This is a genomic window from Bacteroides graminisolvens (genome assembly GCF_963666085.1).
In the GTDB taxonomy this organism is placed as follows: Bacteria; Bacteroidota; Bacteroidia; order Bacteroidales; family Bacteroidaceae; genus Bacteroides; species Bacteroides graminisolvens.
On the sequence record NZ_OY762556.1, the window covers coordinates 435,239 to 451,672 of the forward strand.

General features: G+C 41.2%; 12 protein-coding genes and 2 tRNA genes. 5 read left to right on the plus strand and 9 right to left on the minus strand.

Annotation, left to right across the window (positions count from 1 at the left end; all coding sequences use genetic code 11):
• Positions 1-15: 15 nt before the first annotated feature.
• Together ACKPCE_RS01805 and ACKPCE_RS01810 are read right to left on the minus strand one after the other, a co-directional pair.
• On the minus strand, positions 16-2,850 hold the full coding sequence (locus ACKPCE_RS01805) for a TonB-dependent receptor (RefSeq protein ID WP_319503981.1): 2,835 nt from the start codon (positions 2,848-2,850) through the stop codon (positions 16-18).
• 71 nt (positions 2,851-2,921) lie between these two features.
• A complete protein-coding gene (locus ACKPCE_RS01810; protein WP_024995239.1) occupies positions 2,922-3,326 on the minus strand; it encodes a hypothetical protein in 405 nt (134 codons plus the stop codon).
• A gap of 163 nt (positions 3,327-3,489) precedes the next feature.
• Between ACKPCE_RS01810 and aroB the strand changes: the two genes are divergently transcribed.
• The gene (aroB, locus tag ACKPCE_RS01815) at positions 3,490-4,551 is read left to right on the plus strand and encodes a 3-dehydroquinate synthase (RefSeq protein ID WP_024995238.1); all 1,062 of its coding nucleotides are present in this window, start codon (positions 3,490-3,492) and stop codon (positions 4,549-4,551) included.
• 88 nt (positions 4,552-4,639) lie between these two features.
• Positions 4,640-4,714 (plus strand) — tRNA-Pro (locus ACKPCE_RS01820).
• Between the two features lie 71 nt (positions 4,715-4,785).
• Here ACKPCE_RS01820 and ACKPCE_RS01825 read toward each other — a convergent pair.
• From ACKPCE_RS01825 to rsfS, 3 genes are read right to left on the minus strand one after another with little or no spacing between them, the layout of a single operon-like run.
• The gene (locus tag ACKPCE_RS01825) at positions 4,786-5,628 is read right to left on the minus strand and encodes a phosphatidate cytidylyltransferase (protein ID WP_319503982.1); all 843 of its coding nucleotides are present in this window, start codon (positions 5,626-5,628) and stop codon (positions 4,786-4,788) included.
• A gap of 11 nt (positions 5,629-5,639) precedes the next feature.
• The gene (gene ftsH / locus ACKPCE_RS01830) at positions 5,640-7,643 is read right to left on the minus strand and encodes an ATP-dependent zinc metalloprotease FtsH (protein ID WP_448787970.1); all 2,004 of its coding nucleotides are present in this window, start codon (positions 7,641-7,643) and stop codon (positions 5,640-5,642) included.
• Between the two features lie 8 nt (positions 7,644-7,651).
• Positions 7,652-8,011 carry a ribosome silencing factor gene (gene rsfS / locus ACKPCE_RS01835; protein WP_024995885.1) on the minus strand — a complete coding sequence of 120 codons (360 nt, stop codon included), beginning with the start codon at positions 8,009-8,011 and terminating at the stop codon, positions 7,652-7,654.
• A gap of 268 nt (positions 8,012-8,279) precedes the next feature.
• Between rsfS and ACKPCE_RS01840 the strand changes: the two genes are divergently transcribed.
• Positions 8,280-8,350, plus strand: a tRNA-Gln gene (locus ACKPCE_RS01840).
• A 127-nt stretch (positions 8,351-8,477) separates the two neighbouring features.
• On the opposite strand, the gene ACKPCE_RS01845 is transcribed toward ACKPCE_RS01840, so the two are convergent.
• The 3 genes from ACKPCE_RS01845 to rsmA all read right to left on the minus strand — a co-directional run bounded on the left by ACKPCE_RS01845 (position 8,478) and on the right by rsmA (position 12,627).
• Positions 8,478-10,325, minus strand: a complete 1,848-nt coding sequence (locus tag ACKPCE_RS01845) for a DUF349 domain-containing protein (RefSeq protein WP_319505902.1) — start codon at positions 10,323-10,325, stop codon at positions 8,478-8,480.
• 115 nt (positions 10,326-10,440) lie between these two features.
• Positions 10,441-11,781, minus strand: a complete 1,341-nt coding sequence (gene mgtE / locus ACKPCE_RS01850) for a magnesium transporter (RefSeq protein WP_319503983.1) — start codon at positions 11,779-11,781, stop codon at positions 10,441-10,443.
• Positions 11,782-11,823: 42 nt separating this feature from the next.
• Positions 11,824-12,627 (minus strand): 16S rRNA (adenine(1518)-N(6)/adenine(1519)-N(6))-dimethyltransferase RsmA, encoded by an 804-nt coding sequence (gene rsmA, locus ACKPCE_RS01855; RefSeq protein ID WP_319503984.1) that lies wholly within the window; start codon positions 12,625-12,627, stop codon positions 11,824-11,826.
• Positions 12,628-12,728: 101 nt separating this feature from the next.
• On the opposite strand from rsmA, the gene ACKPCE_RS01860 reads away from it, so the two are divergent.
• Both ACKPCE_RS01860 and ACKPCE_RS01865 read left to right on the plus strand, forming a co-directional pair.
• Positions 12,729-13,718, plus strand: a complete 990-nt coding sequence (locus ACKPCE_RS01860) for a lysylphosphatidylglycerol synthase transmembrane domain-containing protein (protein ID WP_319503985.1) — start codon at positions 12,729-12,731, stop codon at positions 13,716-13,718.
• Positions 13,715-15,172, plus strand: a complete 1,458-nt coding sequence (locus ACKPCE_RS01865; RefSeq protein ID WP_319503986.1) for an aminoacyl-histidine dipeptidase — start codon at positions 13,715-13,717, stop codon at positions 15,170-15,172. The genes ACKPCE_RS01860 and ACKPCE_RS01865 overlap by 4 nt, the downstream gene beginning before the upstream one ends.
• A gap of 140 nt (positions 15,173-15,312) precedes the next feature.
• Here ACKPCE_RS01865 and ACKPCE_RS01870 read toward each other — a convergent pair whose 3' ends face one another.
• Positions 15,313-16,434 carry a 6-bladed beta-propeller gene (locus tag ACKPCE_RS01870; protein ID WP_319503987.1) on the minus strand — a complete coding sequence of 374 codons (1,122 nt, stop codon included), beginning with the start codon at positions 16,432-16,434 and terminating at the stop codon, positions 15,313-15,315.

Here is a 16,434-nt window from a genome sequence, read left to right on the forward strand (position 1 = left end):
CTGGTTTGTTCGTTTTTAAAACGGACGACCTCCTCCGAAGCCACCACGACCGCCGCGTCCGCCCGGGCGAGGCCCGTCAAATCCTCCTCTGGAGTTTCCTTTGCCAAACGCATTCAGTCGGTACACAAAATGCACCATAAAATAACTGTTTATAGCATTGTATTCAGTATCCTGTCTCATGCTGGCAGAGATGCTTCTTGATAAATTGCTCTGCTCTTTCAGGATGTCATAAATCTGCAAACTGATGGTAGCCTGTTTCTTTTTGAGGAAGTTTTTGGCAATTTGTGCATTCCAAATCAGTTCGTTTCTGTCGAGTCCCTCACTGTATCCTCGTTTCATGCTATAGGACGCATCTGTAGACACAGTCACATCCCACGGCAGTGTTACATTGCTGCTGGCGCCAAATGAATAATCAAACGTTTCCTTGTCACTTTGAGGCTGCAATGTACTCTTGGACACATTGTAACGGATACCTCCATTCAAACCAAACTCAAACCAATCGTTTCGGAATGTACCATTGAGTCTTTCCGATAAGTTCAGGCTACGTGTTGTGTTCTTCTGCGAATCAGTTTGTCCCGACAAACTTGTAAATCCAACCATATTATTATACGATCCGTCTGAGAAAGTAGAGACGGTGAACTTTTTGTTCTTCAGCGGCGTGTTAAAAACAAAACCTCCGCTGGCCGACCAGTTACCGTTAATATTTTTAGGCTGCGTAATGCGTGCGCCTGTTTCTTCATCATAAGTCACCGTGTTGCTTACACTGTTTATGGTATTCGAGAATGTCAGTCGAGCCATCATACTCTGTTGCTTCTCAGGCAAGAAAGTATTATAAAACAACATGAAACTATTGGTGTACGAAGGCTTCAGTGAAGGATTACCCTTGCTGATATTCAACGGATCCGACGTGTCGGTTATAGGTAACAAATCAGTCATACTGGGTTGCGAAGTACGTCCCCGGTAATTGATTCGTAACATACTCTGTTTGTTGAAACGGTAACGATAGTCAAAAGTAGGAGAGAAATTCACCACGTTGCGTGTGGTATCTACTTTGATGGTTCCTTGCTCATAACTGGTTGTCGATTGCTGCGGTTGAACGCTGAACCCAATGTTGTATTGATACTTCTCCCTGATCGTTCTTAACGACACGTTGAACTCGTGCGTATTGTACTTATTTTCATAAAACTTACTTAGTGAGTCCAGCCTATTATTCATGTAATCATCCGGATTCATGTAGTCATACGTATCCTTATCCGTCTTCTGGTACCTATGCTGATAGCTATAGCTGAACTGCAAAAAACGGTTTGTGAAGACCGGCTCACTATACGTTGTCTGTATCCGGTAATTGTAGCCGCTACCTACATTTTCAATATACTGATTGGTGAGTGAAGTGGAATCTTTTTTAAAATAGCGTACTTTCGATTCAGCATACTGGTCGGAGTCGTCATCGTTGTATCCGTAAGTAAGCCTTAAGGTAATATTTCTCCCTTTGCTATTCAGCTTGCGGTTAATCTGCAAATTGCCATCGGTAGAGAATCCTTTGCTTAGATTTGATGTTTTGCGCATGTTGTAGTTAACCAGATTCACATCGTCTAAGTCATCCTGAAATAAATGATCAGACAGCATATACTGAGCCAGATTATCGGCGTCGGAAGTGAGAGAAAGAGAGTTCGAAAAGTTGTCGCCGGAAGAGTACGACATCGACGGACGGAAAATGATATTCGTCATGCTATCCGGCTTCCATTCCAAACGAAAATCAGCGTTGACCGTTTCCGATTTATTCATTTGTGACCTCAGGCTTTTGGAAAAAGAAGAAGTGTTTTGTAAGAAGGTCTCCGACAAACTCTTTGTCTGAATGTCTTTGTCCGAATAACTATAAGTCACATCGCCACCAAGTTCTAGTTTGCTCGATTCTGTCGCAAAGTTAAGACCGGTAGTCTTGAGTGCATTCACCCCGTTGTTTGATCCTCCGCCCATACGGAAGCCACCGCCTCCGGGAAATCCCTGGTCGTTGATGTTGTTGGCATTGGCCACGACGCTAAACTGGTCACCGTCGGCAAAACGGTTCAACATAGCCTTGCCGATGTACCTTTCTTCGCTACCATAGCCCAAGTCCATGTTACCGAACCAACCCTGATTCATGCCTTTTTTGACCGACAAGTCGAGAACCGTTTCCTCCTCACCATCTTCAATACCAGTGATACGTGCCAAGTCGGACTTCTTATCATACGATTTCACCTTCTCAATCATTTCAACCGGCAGATTCTTCATGGCCACTTTCGTGTCCTGCGAAAAGAACTCCTTGCCGTTCACCATGATCTTTTTAATTGTCTTGCCGTTGATGGTGATAGAACCATCGTCGGCTATCTGTGCGCCGGGCAACTTCTTAACCAACTCCTCCAACATGGCCCCTTGCGGCACCCTGTAAGCAGACGAATTATAAACCAAGGTGTCTTCCGCTACTGTTACCTGAGGAGCTTCGGCTGTGACTACAGCCTCTTTTAATAATATAGCATCGGCTTTCAACGCCACCGTACCCACGTTTTTGCTTGTGTTGGTTGAAGATAACTGTACGGGAACGTTTCGGGTTTTGAACCCGATGTAAGAAACGGACAATACATATTTGCCCGCGCTCACCTTAGGAAGCGTAAAAGTACCCTTTGTCAGCGTAGCCGCACCAGCAACGTACGTACTGTCGGGTAAAGAGAGCAATCTTACAGTAGCCTGCAAGATCGGTTCCTTTGTTTCGGCCTCTACGACAATTCCCGATACTGTAATGTTTTTGTTTTGCGCATAGACGGATAACAAGCCAACAAAAAGCATGGTTATCCCAATCAGAATTTTTTTCATTAGTGTTGCATTGAGTGATAACAATGCCTTTTTGACAAGCTACAGCCCAAAAGGTTTAATCAAAATGCAACTTATCTTTTGAAAAATCGATCAACAGCCGCTTTTTTAAGACCAAACTCCAAACAAATCACATGAATAATTAAAAACGAAAGAAAAGAAGACGTATCGACCGTAACCAAATCGCCTTTAGAAACACGATACAACATGGTTCCGAAGATAACCGCTATGGTGATAAAAACAGCGTTGCGCATAGCTTTTATCCGTATGGCTTCTGTCTCTTCCGATTCATTTTTGGTCAGCGCCATTAAAATCATCAATGCACCCACCATCATCAGCAGTTTGATGCATTCTTTGTAAAACAACAAATTACTATCCGTAATAGCGCCCTGCATCACCATCATAAAGGGTAAAAACAACGACACAAGTAAAATTACGTAGCCCAACGGACGACAAAATAAAGGCAACATGGCTTTCATAATACAAATCACATTATATAGTTTCGTACAAAGATACCAATTTTGCCTAAACACATGGTGAAACCACCCGTTAAGTGCCCTTTGATTTCACTTTTTTAAGTTCTGCGCTTTCAGTTGTGTGCGGAAGTCCTATCTTTGCATCGTAAAGAAACCCTTTTGCAATATGAGTAAACAAGATGTCATTCTGTGCGAAAGTCTGGAACACAGTCTGGAGCAAGCCATTGAAAAGTGTCCGCACGACAAGCTCTTTGTGTTAACCGACGAGCATACCACCTCCTTGTGCATGCCCGCACTTCGTGAACTAAGTCCGCTAAAAAATGCTGTTGAAATAGTTATTGGTGCCGAAGACACCCATAAAACCCTCGATACCCTTGCCAGCGTGTGGCAGGCACTGAGTGAAAAAGGAGCCAGTCGCCATTCCCTGCTGATCAATGTAGGCGGAGGCATGGTGACCGATCTGGGCGGCTTCGCGGCAGCTACATTCAAGCGAGGCATAGCCTATATAAATATTCCCACTACCTTGCTGGCCATGGTCGATGCCTCGGTAGGAGGGAAGACCGGAATTAACTTCAACGGATTGAAGAATGAAATAGGTTCCTTCTTTCCTGCTTCCAGCGTACTGATTGAAACCGAATTCCTGCGCAGCCTTGACCGCTACAACTTCCTGTCGGGTTATGCTGAAATGCTGAAACACGGATTAATAAGTACCCCTGCCCATTGGAGCGAGCTGCTTACCTTCAACACTGAGCACATTGACTACAGCGAACTGAAACAGCTGGTAGGCCGGTCTGTGCAAGTGAAGGAAGACATTGTGCAGCAAGATCCGTTTGAGCACGGCATCCGCAAGGCCCTTAACCTGGGGCATACGGTAGGTCACGCCTTTGAGAGTCTGGCATTGGCAGAAAACCGCCATGTGCTACACGGCTATGCCGTGGCTTGGGGAGTGGTGTGCGAGCTCTACCTGTCGAACGTCAAAGCCGGGTTCCCTACTGATAAGATGCGTCAAACCATTCAGTTCATTAAAGAAAACTACGGAACGTTCTTTATTGATTGTAAAACCTACGACCGGTTATACGAATACATGCTGCACGATAAGAAAAATTCTTCGGGCATCATTAATTTCACCTTGTTGAAAGAGGTAGGCGACGTAAGTATCAATCAATCAGCCACTAAGGACGAAATCTTCGAGATGCTCGACTTCTACAGAGAGTGCATGGGCTCTTGATGAGAACCTGAAAAACGCCCAAAGCTAAAAAAAAGAGCGCCCAAAGTTTGGACTTTAAAAATGAAGTTGTAACTTTGTGCTCCGAATTCGGGGTGTAGCTCAGCCCGGTTAGAGTACGCGTCTGGGGGGCGTGTGGTCGGAAGTTCGAATCTTCTCACCCCGACATTTGCTGAGCAAAGAAAAAGGAGTCAGGCGACAAGCCTGACTCCTTTTTTCTTTGGCAGGTAGGAGATTTTAAACCAACTCTATCAGATAAAGATAGACTACCGCAGCAGGGATGGCTATCAGTGCACTATCAAACCGATCGAGCATGCCTCCGTGACCGGGCAAAATTTGGCCGGAATCTTTAACTCCCAGCTGTCTCTTTAACAAAGACTCTGTTAAATCTCCCCAGGTTGCAAATACAACAACGACAAGCGAAAGTCCTATCCACTCAACGGTATTCAAAAAAGTAAAGTACGATGCCATTGCAATGGAAGATCCTATTGCGATTGTTCCGCCACCCAAAGATCCTTCCCATGATTTCTTAGGAGAAATCCGTTCAAACAAGCGATGTTTACCAAATAAGCTTCCAACACAATAGGCTCCCGTGTCATTTAGCCAGATAAATATAAAAATAGACAGAGGCAATATCGGATTGTATTCTGCACTATTTGTTAAGGAGTTAGTCTGAAACGCCAGAACATTAAGCATGGCAAAAGGCAAACCGATGTATAGCTGACTAAACATGGCGTAAGCCCAATTATTTAAAGGACTTTTTCTCTGCAAATAAAGTTCACTGATCATTAGATATATCAACAGAACTAAATAAGGAATGAAAACTTTGGCATCTGCCATGTCCATGCAATAAATCATAATGGACAGGAATAGATACATTCCCCCAAGCATACAAATGTGTTTGTTTATGTGTATGTCGGTTCCCGATTGATTAAAGAGAGTGGCAAATTCCTTGATTGTCATCATGCTGATGATCGAAAAAAGAATACCGAATGATATTGGGCTGTATAAAATACAACCCAATAATATAATAACAAAGAATACTCCTGTTATTGCTCTTTTGATAAAATTACTTTTCAATGTCTAAAAAATTAATTACCCGCAACTTCTGCTTCCAATGGTTGATCTGAAACCTCAGACTCGGACGATTGAACTTCAGGAACATCATTTGAATCAGTCTTCTTTTTAGATTCGGCAGCCATGATTTCTTCAGAACGTGAAGCCCATGGACGTTTACCGAATATCCGTTCTACGTCTTCTGCAAATATAACTTCTTTTTCAATAAGCAAATCTGCTAACTGATTATGTTGCGAACTGTATTCAGATAGAATTTGTTTGGCTCTGTTGTACTGTTCGTTTACCATTGTTTTCACCTCGTCATCAATCACTTCTGCCGTGCGCTCACTATAAGGTCTGTTGAACGAATATTCATCATTATTATAATAGCACAAGTTGGGCAACTTTTCGCTCATGCCCAAGTACGCAGTCATGCCATACGCTTGTTTGGTAACCCGTTCCAAATCATTCATTGCACCGGTTGAAATTTTACCCACAAACAAATCTTCAGCAGCCCTTCCACCCAATGTAGCACACATTTCGTCGAGCATTTGTTCCTTAGTAGTGATTTGTCTTTCTTCGGGCAGATACCATGCTGCACCTAATGCGCGTCCTCTGGGTACAATGGTTACTTTAATCAGAGGGTTGGCATGTTCCAACAGCCAAGACAAACTAGCGTGTCCGGCTTCATGCAGCGCAATTGTTCTACGCTCTTGCTCGGTCGTAATTTTTGTTTTCTTCTCTAATCCGCCGATAATTCTATCAACAGCATCCAGAAAATCTTGCTTATTGACAAATTTCTTGCCATGACGTGCCGCGATAAGAGCCGCTTCGTTACATACATTCGCTATATCAGCGCCCGAAAAACCCGGAGTTTGACGCGCTAATAAATCAACATCAACAGATTCGTCTATTTTAATAGGGCGCAAGTGTACCCCAAAAACCTCTTTTCTTTCATTTAAGTCAGGCAAGTCAACATGAATCTGACGATCAAAACGTCCGGCTCTTAACAACGCCTTGTCAAGTACATCCACCCGGTTAGTCGCTGCTAAAATGATAACGCCGCTATTGGAGCCGAAACCATCCATTTCGGTGAGAAGCTGATTGAGTGTATTTTCTCTTTCGTCATTGCCTCCCATGCTTGGGTTTTTACCTCTGGCTCTACCTACAGCATCAATTTCGTCAATAAACACAATACAAGGAGCTTTTTCCTTGGCCTGTTTGAAAAGATCTCTAACTCGTGAAGCACCTACGCCAACGAACATTTCAACGAAATCTGATCCTGCCAACGAGAAAAAAGGAACGTCAGCTTCCCCTGCAACAGCTTTAGCCAATAACGTTTTACCCGTACCCGGAGGGCCTACCAACAATGCGCCCTTAGGTATTTTTCCTCCTAAATCAGTATATTTTTGCGGTTCTCTCAGAAACTCCACAATTTCCTCTACTTCTTGTTTGGCTTCAGCAAGACCGGCCACATCTTTAAACGTCACCTTAATAGATCCGCCTTTTTCAAAAAGTTGTGCTTTTGATTTTCCAACGCTAAACACATTACCGGCAGATCCGCCGCCGCCACTCATTCTTCTCATAAAGAACATCCACAAACCTATCAGGAATACGATAGGGAGTACGTTCCAAAGAATAACGCTGAAGTAATCTTTTTTCTTCTCGTAACTAACGGAACCGTCGAAATGCGCTTCATCCCTTTCTTTTTGCAGAAACTCGCCCAAGCTTTCTCTGGATGGAGCTTCCGTTGTAATCATGGGGTTCTTACCAACGCGATTGGAATCCTGTTTGAATACATCTTTCACAAAATAAGGCTTGATATAAGCTTCTACGGAATTGTCATCATAGCCAATTACCTTACTGACATAGCCGCTTTTCACGTATTGCTGAAACTGATCATACGAAGTTTCTTTGTTGACTGAGCCGCTTTCATTGGTAAAGTATAGTCCCAAAAGCATCAATGCAATAATCATATACATCCAGCTCATGTTAAAGCGGGGCATATTTACTTTATTAGGTTTCTTTTTGTTCTCCATATTGTTAATTAGTCAATATCTGGGATGTTAATAAGTTGAGCGTCAGCCCACAAGTGCTCCAAGTTGTAGAAATTTCTGGCTTCCGGTAAGAAAACATGAACCAACACATCAGCGTAATCCATCGCTACCCACTCTGCGTTATTCAATCCGTCTACAGCAGAAGGCTTAACATTCGCACCTTTACGGGCAAACTCTTTGACCGAGTCAACAATTGCACCAACCTGACTAGGGGAGTTTCCCTGGCAAATAACAAAATAGTTGCATATAGTATCTCTGATTCCCGTTAAATCAGCAATAACAATATTCTTACCTTTTTTTTCTTGAATTCCCTCTTTAATTTTTTCTAATAATAATTTGGTTTCGTTCATTTATCAATGAATTTAATATTTTGTTTCTATTTTGTAACTATAACAAGAAATATACAATCTTTGTTTTGCATCGAAATCTCGATATATTTTACAAATATACACCGAATTATAATATGAATGAAGATAGGCTGCTATTTCTCCTCTTTTTTTTGTGTTTTTTTAGGGATAATGAGGGCTATAACCTGTTTTTTTTCTTATCAAAAAGAATAAAAAAGAGCTAAATCGCTTTGAATATACAAATATTTTCTATCTTTGCACCCGAAATGATTGGGCTATGGTGTAATGGTAACACTTCAGATTCTGGTCCTGACGTTCCAGGTTCGAATCCTGGTAGCCCAACTAAAAAAAGCAAAGACGTCTTTTAACGTTCTTTGCTTTTTTATTTGATATAAACAAGAGTAAAGATTGTAATTCCATAAAAAAAGGATGACTAGCCTAATGCCTGTCATCCTTTCTTTTTTATATTTTATTCTTCATGTTGAAGTGACTCGTCAATCATTTTAATTTTCTGTAATACCACTTCTAAATCCGTTTTCAACTTATCAACTTTACGGTTAATTTCGGTGAGTAAGCTATTTCCCTTCTGAGAAGATGAGCTTAAAAAGCCCAAGTTGTTTTCATACGTCAATAGTTCATTTTTCATGTTTTCGTATTGACGAGAAAGTTTCTCTCTTTCTCTATACAAAGACTGATTACCTCCTTGCATTGAGTTGATAGCAAATTTGAAGTTATTCAGTTTCTTATTAGACGCATTTGTATTCAGGTTGTCAAAGATACCATCTACAGCAGTATGATATTGCTTGTATATTTTATCTTTCTCCTTGAAAGGAACATGTCCTATGGAGTTCCATTCCTGCATAAAATCTCGCAATTTCGCTTCCGCGTCTTCAGCATTCTCAGTGCCCTTTAATTCAGCCAATTGATTGATAATTGCTCTTTTCTTCTCCAAGTTTTCAACTTCCTCCGAGCGTTGAGAAGAAGTGGCTTTCATCTTCTGCTCAAAGAAATAATCACATGCAGAAATGAAACGATTCCAAATCATATCAGAATGTTTTTTGGATACGGGTCCTATAGCTTTCCACTCTTTTTGCAATTTAGCTAAAGCGTCGGCCGTTTCTTTCCAATCGGTGCTATCTTTTAAAGCTTCGGCTTTTTCGCATAAAACCTTTTTCTTTTCAAGATTTTGCACCATATTATCTTTCAGTTGCTTGTAAAACTCGCTCTTCTTTTTAAAGAAGTCATCACAAGATTTTCTGAATCTCTCAAATATTTTGACGTTCATCTTTTGAGGAGCAAAACCAATGGTTTTCCATTTATTCTGAAGTGCAATAACCTCCTGCGTTTTGTTCTCCCATCCGGCAAACGTTGTCAGCTCGTTATATTCAATGGCCTCAACAATTTCGCAAATCACTGTTTTCTGGTCAAGGTTGTGTTGTTCAACCTCCTTTAATTCCTCAAAGTGTTGCTGATGATTTCTATTAACTACGGTAGATGCAGCTTTGAACCGAGCCCATATCTCATCACGAAGTTCTCTCGAAACAGGTCCTGTATCCCTGAATTCCTGATGTAATTTTTGCAGCTGATGGAACGCTGAAACAACATCCGATTCTTCTGTTAGCCTTTCAGCAGCTTCGCACAAACGAGTTTTTATTTCCAGATTCTTTTTAAAATCATAATCACGAAACTCATTGTTTAGCTTCAGAATATCATAAAACTTTTCAACATACAGTTGATGCATTTTCCATATTTCATTGGCTTTAGCTTGCGGAACCTGTTTTATTTCGTTCCATTCCTGCTGAAGTTTCTTGAAATCGTTATATGATTTGTTAGCATTATCAGGCGATTCGGTCAACTCTTTCAGCTTGTCTAATATACCAAGCTTAAGCGTCAGATTATGCTCTTTTTGTTTTTCTACCTCGGCGAGTAAAGAGTTCCTTTTTTCTTTGATAACAGACATGACATTCTTGAACTCATTTTCAAGCTCATCGTTTTGTGGTACAAAGTCTTCTTCCTTGCCACCATTATCAACAAACTCTTTTTTGAGTGCTTCCAACTCTATATTATGTAATTTATAGAATGATTGTTTGAGCGTGTCAAGCTCAATTTTACTTGCATTTTCAGGATCTGTTGCTAAATCATTCAGACGTTTCAGCACGCTTTCTTTGGTTGGTTTCTCAACCGGTTCACTTTGCTTTTCCAATGTAGTATCAGTCGTTGCATCTTCAGCAGTTTTATCAGATACCTCGGTTACATCTTTTATTTCCTCGGGATCGCCTTGATTTAAAGGCAGATTAGTGTCATGAGAGTCCATCATTGTATATTTCATTTAGGAACAGGATTTTACCCTATGGTTACATTACGACACAAATTAATGAAATAAAACAATCACTTCATACTTTTTTGAGATATTTTTTTGTTGCAGCCCGATTTTATGATAAAAGAACAGTGATTCCCATGTACAACATCATGCCAATGATGTCATTGGTTATGGAGATGAAAGGCCCGGTTGCAATAGCCGGATCTATTTTGAGTTTCTCCAACGTCATGGGCACAAACGTTCCGAAGATCGATGCAAACATAACCACTGCAAACAAACTGATAGAAACCGAATAGGTCACCGTGGCAGTTGCTCCGAAGCGAATGAAGTTATACAAATAAACCAACAATGAAATGATGGTAGCATTGATAGAAGCAACTACAGTTTCTTTTAATATTTGTTTAAATGTATCTTTGGTGTCGAGCGAACTGTTGGCCAATCCTTGTACAACCAACGCTGACGATTGAGTTCCCACATTTCCCCCCGTACCTCCAATTAGAGGAATGTATAATGCCATTTCCGGGTGAGCAGCAAAGGTAGTACCAAAGTTTCCAAGTATCATGGAATTCCCAATACCACCCAACATGCCGATGAGTAGCCACGGAAGTCGCGCGGTTGTTTGCCGCAACACATTATCGTCCGTTTCCACATCCTGAGAAAGTCCGGAAGCCAACTGATAATCACGTTCAGACTGTTCACGTGCCTCGTCCATAACGTCGTCAACAGTGATTTGTCCCACCAATCGCCCTATGCTATCGACAACAGGAACAGCCACCAAGTCATACTTTTCAATCGTCTGAACCACATCGTCTATCGCCGTGTCAACCCTTACAGAGATGGGGTCTTTTTTCATAACGTGTTTCACTTTGGAAACAGAAGGCGATGTTATCATCTTCTTCAGTGGAAACACCCCCCTGAGACGTTCATCGTCATCAATGACATACACATAATATATTTCATCCAAGTCTTCAGCCTGTTGCCTCATCTCTTTGAGACATTCTGGCATACTCCAGTTTTCGTTAACGGTAACCATTTCGGTACCCATCAATCCACCAGCCGTATCCTCGTCATATTTAAGCAGATCGACAATATCACCCGCCTGCTCAATATCTTCAATGTGCGACAGAATTTCTTCCTGTTTATCTTCATCCAGATCACGCATGATGTCGACAGCATCATCCGTATCCATGTAATCAACAAACCTTTTGGCAATGGTTTCAGAAGGCAGAATTTCAAGAAACTCCTTACGAGCCTCCTCATCCATTTCAATTAATACATCGGCAGCCGTTTCGTTATCGAGCAACCGATAAATGAAACGCGCATCGTCAATGCTCAGTTCGTTGCATAACTCGGCAATGTCGGCCGGATGAAGACCGAGTAACGATTCCCTTACCTGATCAGCCTCTTTCTGTTCAATAAGAGATTTTACTTTATCAATGTATTCCTCGTTCACGCTTGCTTGAATTACTACTTTTGATAAACAAGTTTTCTTTGCTTAATGTTGTTGGCTATTCATTAAAACCAACTCTTTTTCAACCATATTGGTTAATTCAACAAACTGTTGTACGGAAAGTTGTTCAGGACGTTTGTTGAATATTTCATCTTGCAAAATCGAGCTTTCCTTCCCTAGAATGGGTTTTATGGAGTTACGTAACGTTTTGCGTCGTTGGTTGAAAGTCGTTTTAACCACTTGTTTGAAAAGTTTTTCATTGCATCCCAAATCGTGGGTTTGGTTTCTGGTCATTCTGATAACAGCACTTTTTACTTTGGGAGGCGGATTAAAGACATGTTCGCTCACGGTGAACAGATACTCCACCTCGTACCAAGCCTGTATCAGAACGCTTAATATACCATAAGTCTTACTTCCCGGTCCGGCAGCAATTCGTTCGGCCACCTCTTTTTGAATCATACCGGTACAACAAGGAATCAACTCCTTGTTATCTAGCATTTTAAAGAAAATCTGGCTGGATATATTATAAGGATAATTGCCCGTCAGGACAAACGGATTCCCATCAAAAGTTCTGTTGAGGTTCATTTTCAGAAAATCATCTTCAATGATGTGATCCTCCAAACTGGGGAATGCTTCGCGCAAGTATGCTACCGATTCATAATCAACCTCCACAACCTTTACAGTTCGTTCTTTCTTTACCAGGAACTGAGTCAACACTCCCATCCCCGGTCCTACTTCAAGAACAGGAAGTTCCGGTTGTGAATCAACTGTGTCGGCAATGTCTTGCGCTACTTTTAAATCTTTCAAAAAATGTTGTCCTAAGAACTTTTTGGGTTTGACTAATCTCATTCCTTCACATTTTAATGTTTATTCATACCGGGTTTGCAGATAAGTACTATCTTTGCAGCCGACAAAGGTAATTCTTTTAAATGAAGAATTGAAAGCTAAGAATGAATAAACTGATAAAAAAGAGCCTGAAGCTGATTTTACCGCTTCTTTTGGGAGGGTTCATACTCTTCTGGGTATACCGTGATTTTGATTTTGCCAGAGCAGGTAATGTACTAATTTTTGAAATGAACTGGTGGTGGATGCTCGTCTCTCTTATATTCGGCGTATTCAGTCATGTTTTTCGTGGCTGGCGCTGGAAACAAACCTTAGCACCATTGGGAGCCTATCCCAAGACAAGCAACTGCGTTAATGCCATCTTTATTTCTTACGCAGCCAATTTGGTTTTGCCAAGAGTAGGCGAAGTGTCACGTTGCGGTGTACTGTCTAAATATGACGGAGTATCCTTTTCCAAATCGTTGGGTACTGTTGTTACGGAGCGGCTCATTGACTCTTTATGTGTTATTTTGATTACCGCTGTAACCTTCATGCTCCAGCTCCCTGTTTTCAAACGTTTTTTTGAAGAAACAGGTACCAATATGGATTCCATCGGAGAACTTTTCACCTCCGTGCATTTGTATATCATACTTTTTTGTCTCATAGGAATTGCCGTTTTGTTATACTATCTAGTACGCACCCTTTCTTTTTTTGAGAAAGTAAAAGGTATCGTTCTCAATGTATGGGAAGGCATTCTGTCTTTGCGACATGTAAAAAACATCCCATTATTCATTCTTTATACCTTTTTGATTTGGTTTTGCTACTTCATGCAATTCTATGTAGCCTTTTACTGCTTTGACTTTACCACCGATTTAGGTATTCTGGCAGGACTGGTTATGTTTGTGGGCGGTAGCTTTGCCGTTATTGTTCCCACCCCCAACGGAGCCGGACCGTGGCATTTCGCCGTTATTTCCATGATGATGCTTTACGGAGTCGATGCCACAAATGCGGGAATATTTGCCTTGTTAGTACATGGTATTCAAACTTTTTTAGTAGTTTTGTTAGGAGTATATGGTATGGCGGCTTTGCCGTTTACAAATAAAAAGCAAAACGTATGAAAACAATTCAGTCATTAGCGCCACAAAACGTGTGGAAGCATTTCTATTCATTGACTCAAATACCCCGTCCTTCGGGTTACATGCAGCCCGTAACAGATTTCTTGCTCAACTTCGGTAAGAAGTTAGGTTTGGAATCATTTACTGACGAGGTAGGCAATGTTATTATTCGCAAACCGGCTACAACCGGAATGGAGAACAGAAAAGGAGTCATTCTTCAAGCCCACATGGACATGGTGCCTCAGAAGAATAACGACACCGTTCATGATTTTGAGAAAGACCCCATTGAAACCTATGTTGACGGCGACTGGCTACGCGCTCGCGGCACCACATTGGGAGCCGACAACGGTTTGGGAGTAGCAGCCATACTTGCCATTTTGGAAGACAACACCCTGAAACACGGTCCGCTGGAAGCACTTATCACCAAAGACGAAGAAACCGGCATGTACGGTGCATTCGGTTTGAAAGCCGGCACCTTGCAGGGTACCATTCTGCTGAATCTTGATTCCGAAGACGAAGGCGAATTATACATCGGTTGCGCCGGAGGTATGGATGTTACCGCCAGTCTGGAGTACAAAGAAGTAACTCCCGAAGAAGGAGATGTAGCCGTTAAAGTGACTTTAAAAGGTCTCAGAGGCGGTCATTCCGGTTTGGAAATCAATGAAGGCCGTGCCAATGCCAATAAATTACTGGTACGCTTCCTCCGTGAAGCCGTTGCCAGCTACGAAGCCCGTTTGGCCAGCTGGGAAGGCGGAAATATGCGCAACGCCATTCCTCGCGAAGCCCATGCAGTAGTTACTATCCCAGCCGAAAACGAAGAAGAACTTCTGGAACTGGTCAAATACTGTGAAGACCTCTTTAACGAAGAATATTCAGTTATCGAAACCCCAATAAGCTTCACCGCCGAGCGTGTTGAACTACCACAAGGAGAAGTACCCGAGGAAATTCAAGACAACCTTATTGGAGCTATCTTTGCTTGTCAAAACGGCGTGATGCGTATGATTCCTTCCGTACCCGATACGGTGGAAACTTCTTCCAACCTGGCTATTATTAGCATTAAAGACGGGAAAGCCGAAGTGAAGATACTTGCCCGTAGCTCTAGTGACAGCATGAAAGAGTATCTCGTTACCAGCTTGGAGTCATGTTTCTCCATCGCAGGAATGAAGGTGGTGCTTTCCGGTGGTTATTCCGGTTGGCAACCCGATGTTGACTCCCCTATTCTTCATGCGATGAAAGCCTCTTATCAACAGCAGTTTGGTGTAGAGCCGGCGGTAAAAGTGATTCATGCCGGACTTGAGTGTGGCATTATTGGGGCTAACGTGCCGGGGCTCGACATGATTTCTTTTGGTCCTACATTGCGCTCACCTCATTCACCTGACGAAAGAGCTTATATTCCTTCTGTTCCCAAGTTCTATGAGTTCTTGGTAGCCACTTTGGAACAAGTACCTTTGAAGTAAGAAGGAGATAAATTATAACATAAATAGGAGGAAAGCTGCGTTGTTTTCCTCCTATTTTTTATGTTTAGGGCTTTTTATTTGTAGTGTTAAACTTTTATGCTTAACTCAATGTCTGGACAAAGTTAGCTATTTCATTATAATTAAATTAATCCTTCTAAGCTTAAATAAGCAAATTGAATTTCATCGTTTAAATTCATTATAATTCTATTATTATCATCATCATAACAGAAGTCTACTATTTTATAACCAACATCTAACGTTTTCAAATAGTCACCATGTAAATCAAAAACCAATATCTTTGTAGGATTGTATTCATCAGAAAAATTAGCGCCACCAGAATACGAAGCTAGTATCTTATCTTTGCAAAATATTACATCTCCGTAATGATGAACTCTATTTGACTCTTTACTGTCCCATGAAGGCCCATAAATATTGCAAATCAAATCTCCGTTTAGGTTACAAATAGACATCAAGTCATTAAATGTATAGCATTCAACATATATATCATTTTCAATAGAGACAGCGAAACTTATCCTTTTTTTTGTTATATCGGGATGCTGGTATTTCATGCGCGCAAACTGCCCGGATTGCATATTCCATTTTGCAATATATTGTTTAAATGTAGATGTACTTGTGGGTTCTATCGCCAAAGCAAAAGATAATGTATCATTTACATATTGATACTTACTAGGAAACTGAACCGTATTCATTTCAATCTTAACCGTTGGCATATAATTGGGAAATGATAAGACACTATCTATGTCATAACTAAATATTTTCTGCTTCCCATGATCGGATACATAGAATTTATGCCTATTCTCATCCGTACCAATATGTCCAATTCTTGTAATTTCACCAGGTCCCTGACCCGCATACGCCGTACTAACCAAATACTTAAAATTATCTTTTCTAAATAGGTGTATCAACCTATCAGAAGAATTAAAATCAGCAATGATTACATAGTTCCCCAAAACACAAGGTCTGGCAATAGAACCTATTAAAACAGGATCCGTCTGGATCTCTGTGACTAATGAATGTACATTGGTAATAACATCACGTTCTTTTTGATATATCTCTGTTTTTGTACTATTCGCACAGCTTTCCAAAACCAAAAGTAATAACAGACCTAACAGGCTCTTAATATGATTCAAGCTTAAATACAAACCATCTTTTAGGACGAATGACAAATTGGGGTTATAGATATATTCAGGAAACAATGTTTTTCCAATTATATTCAACAGGTTATCACGTATTCTTAACAT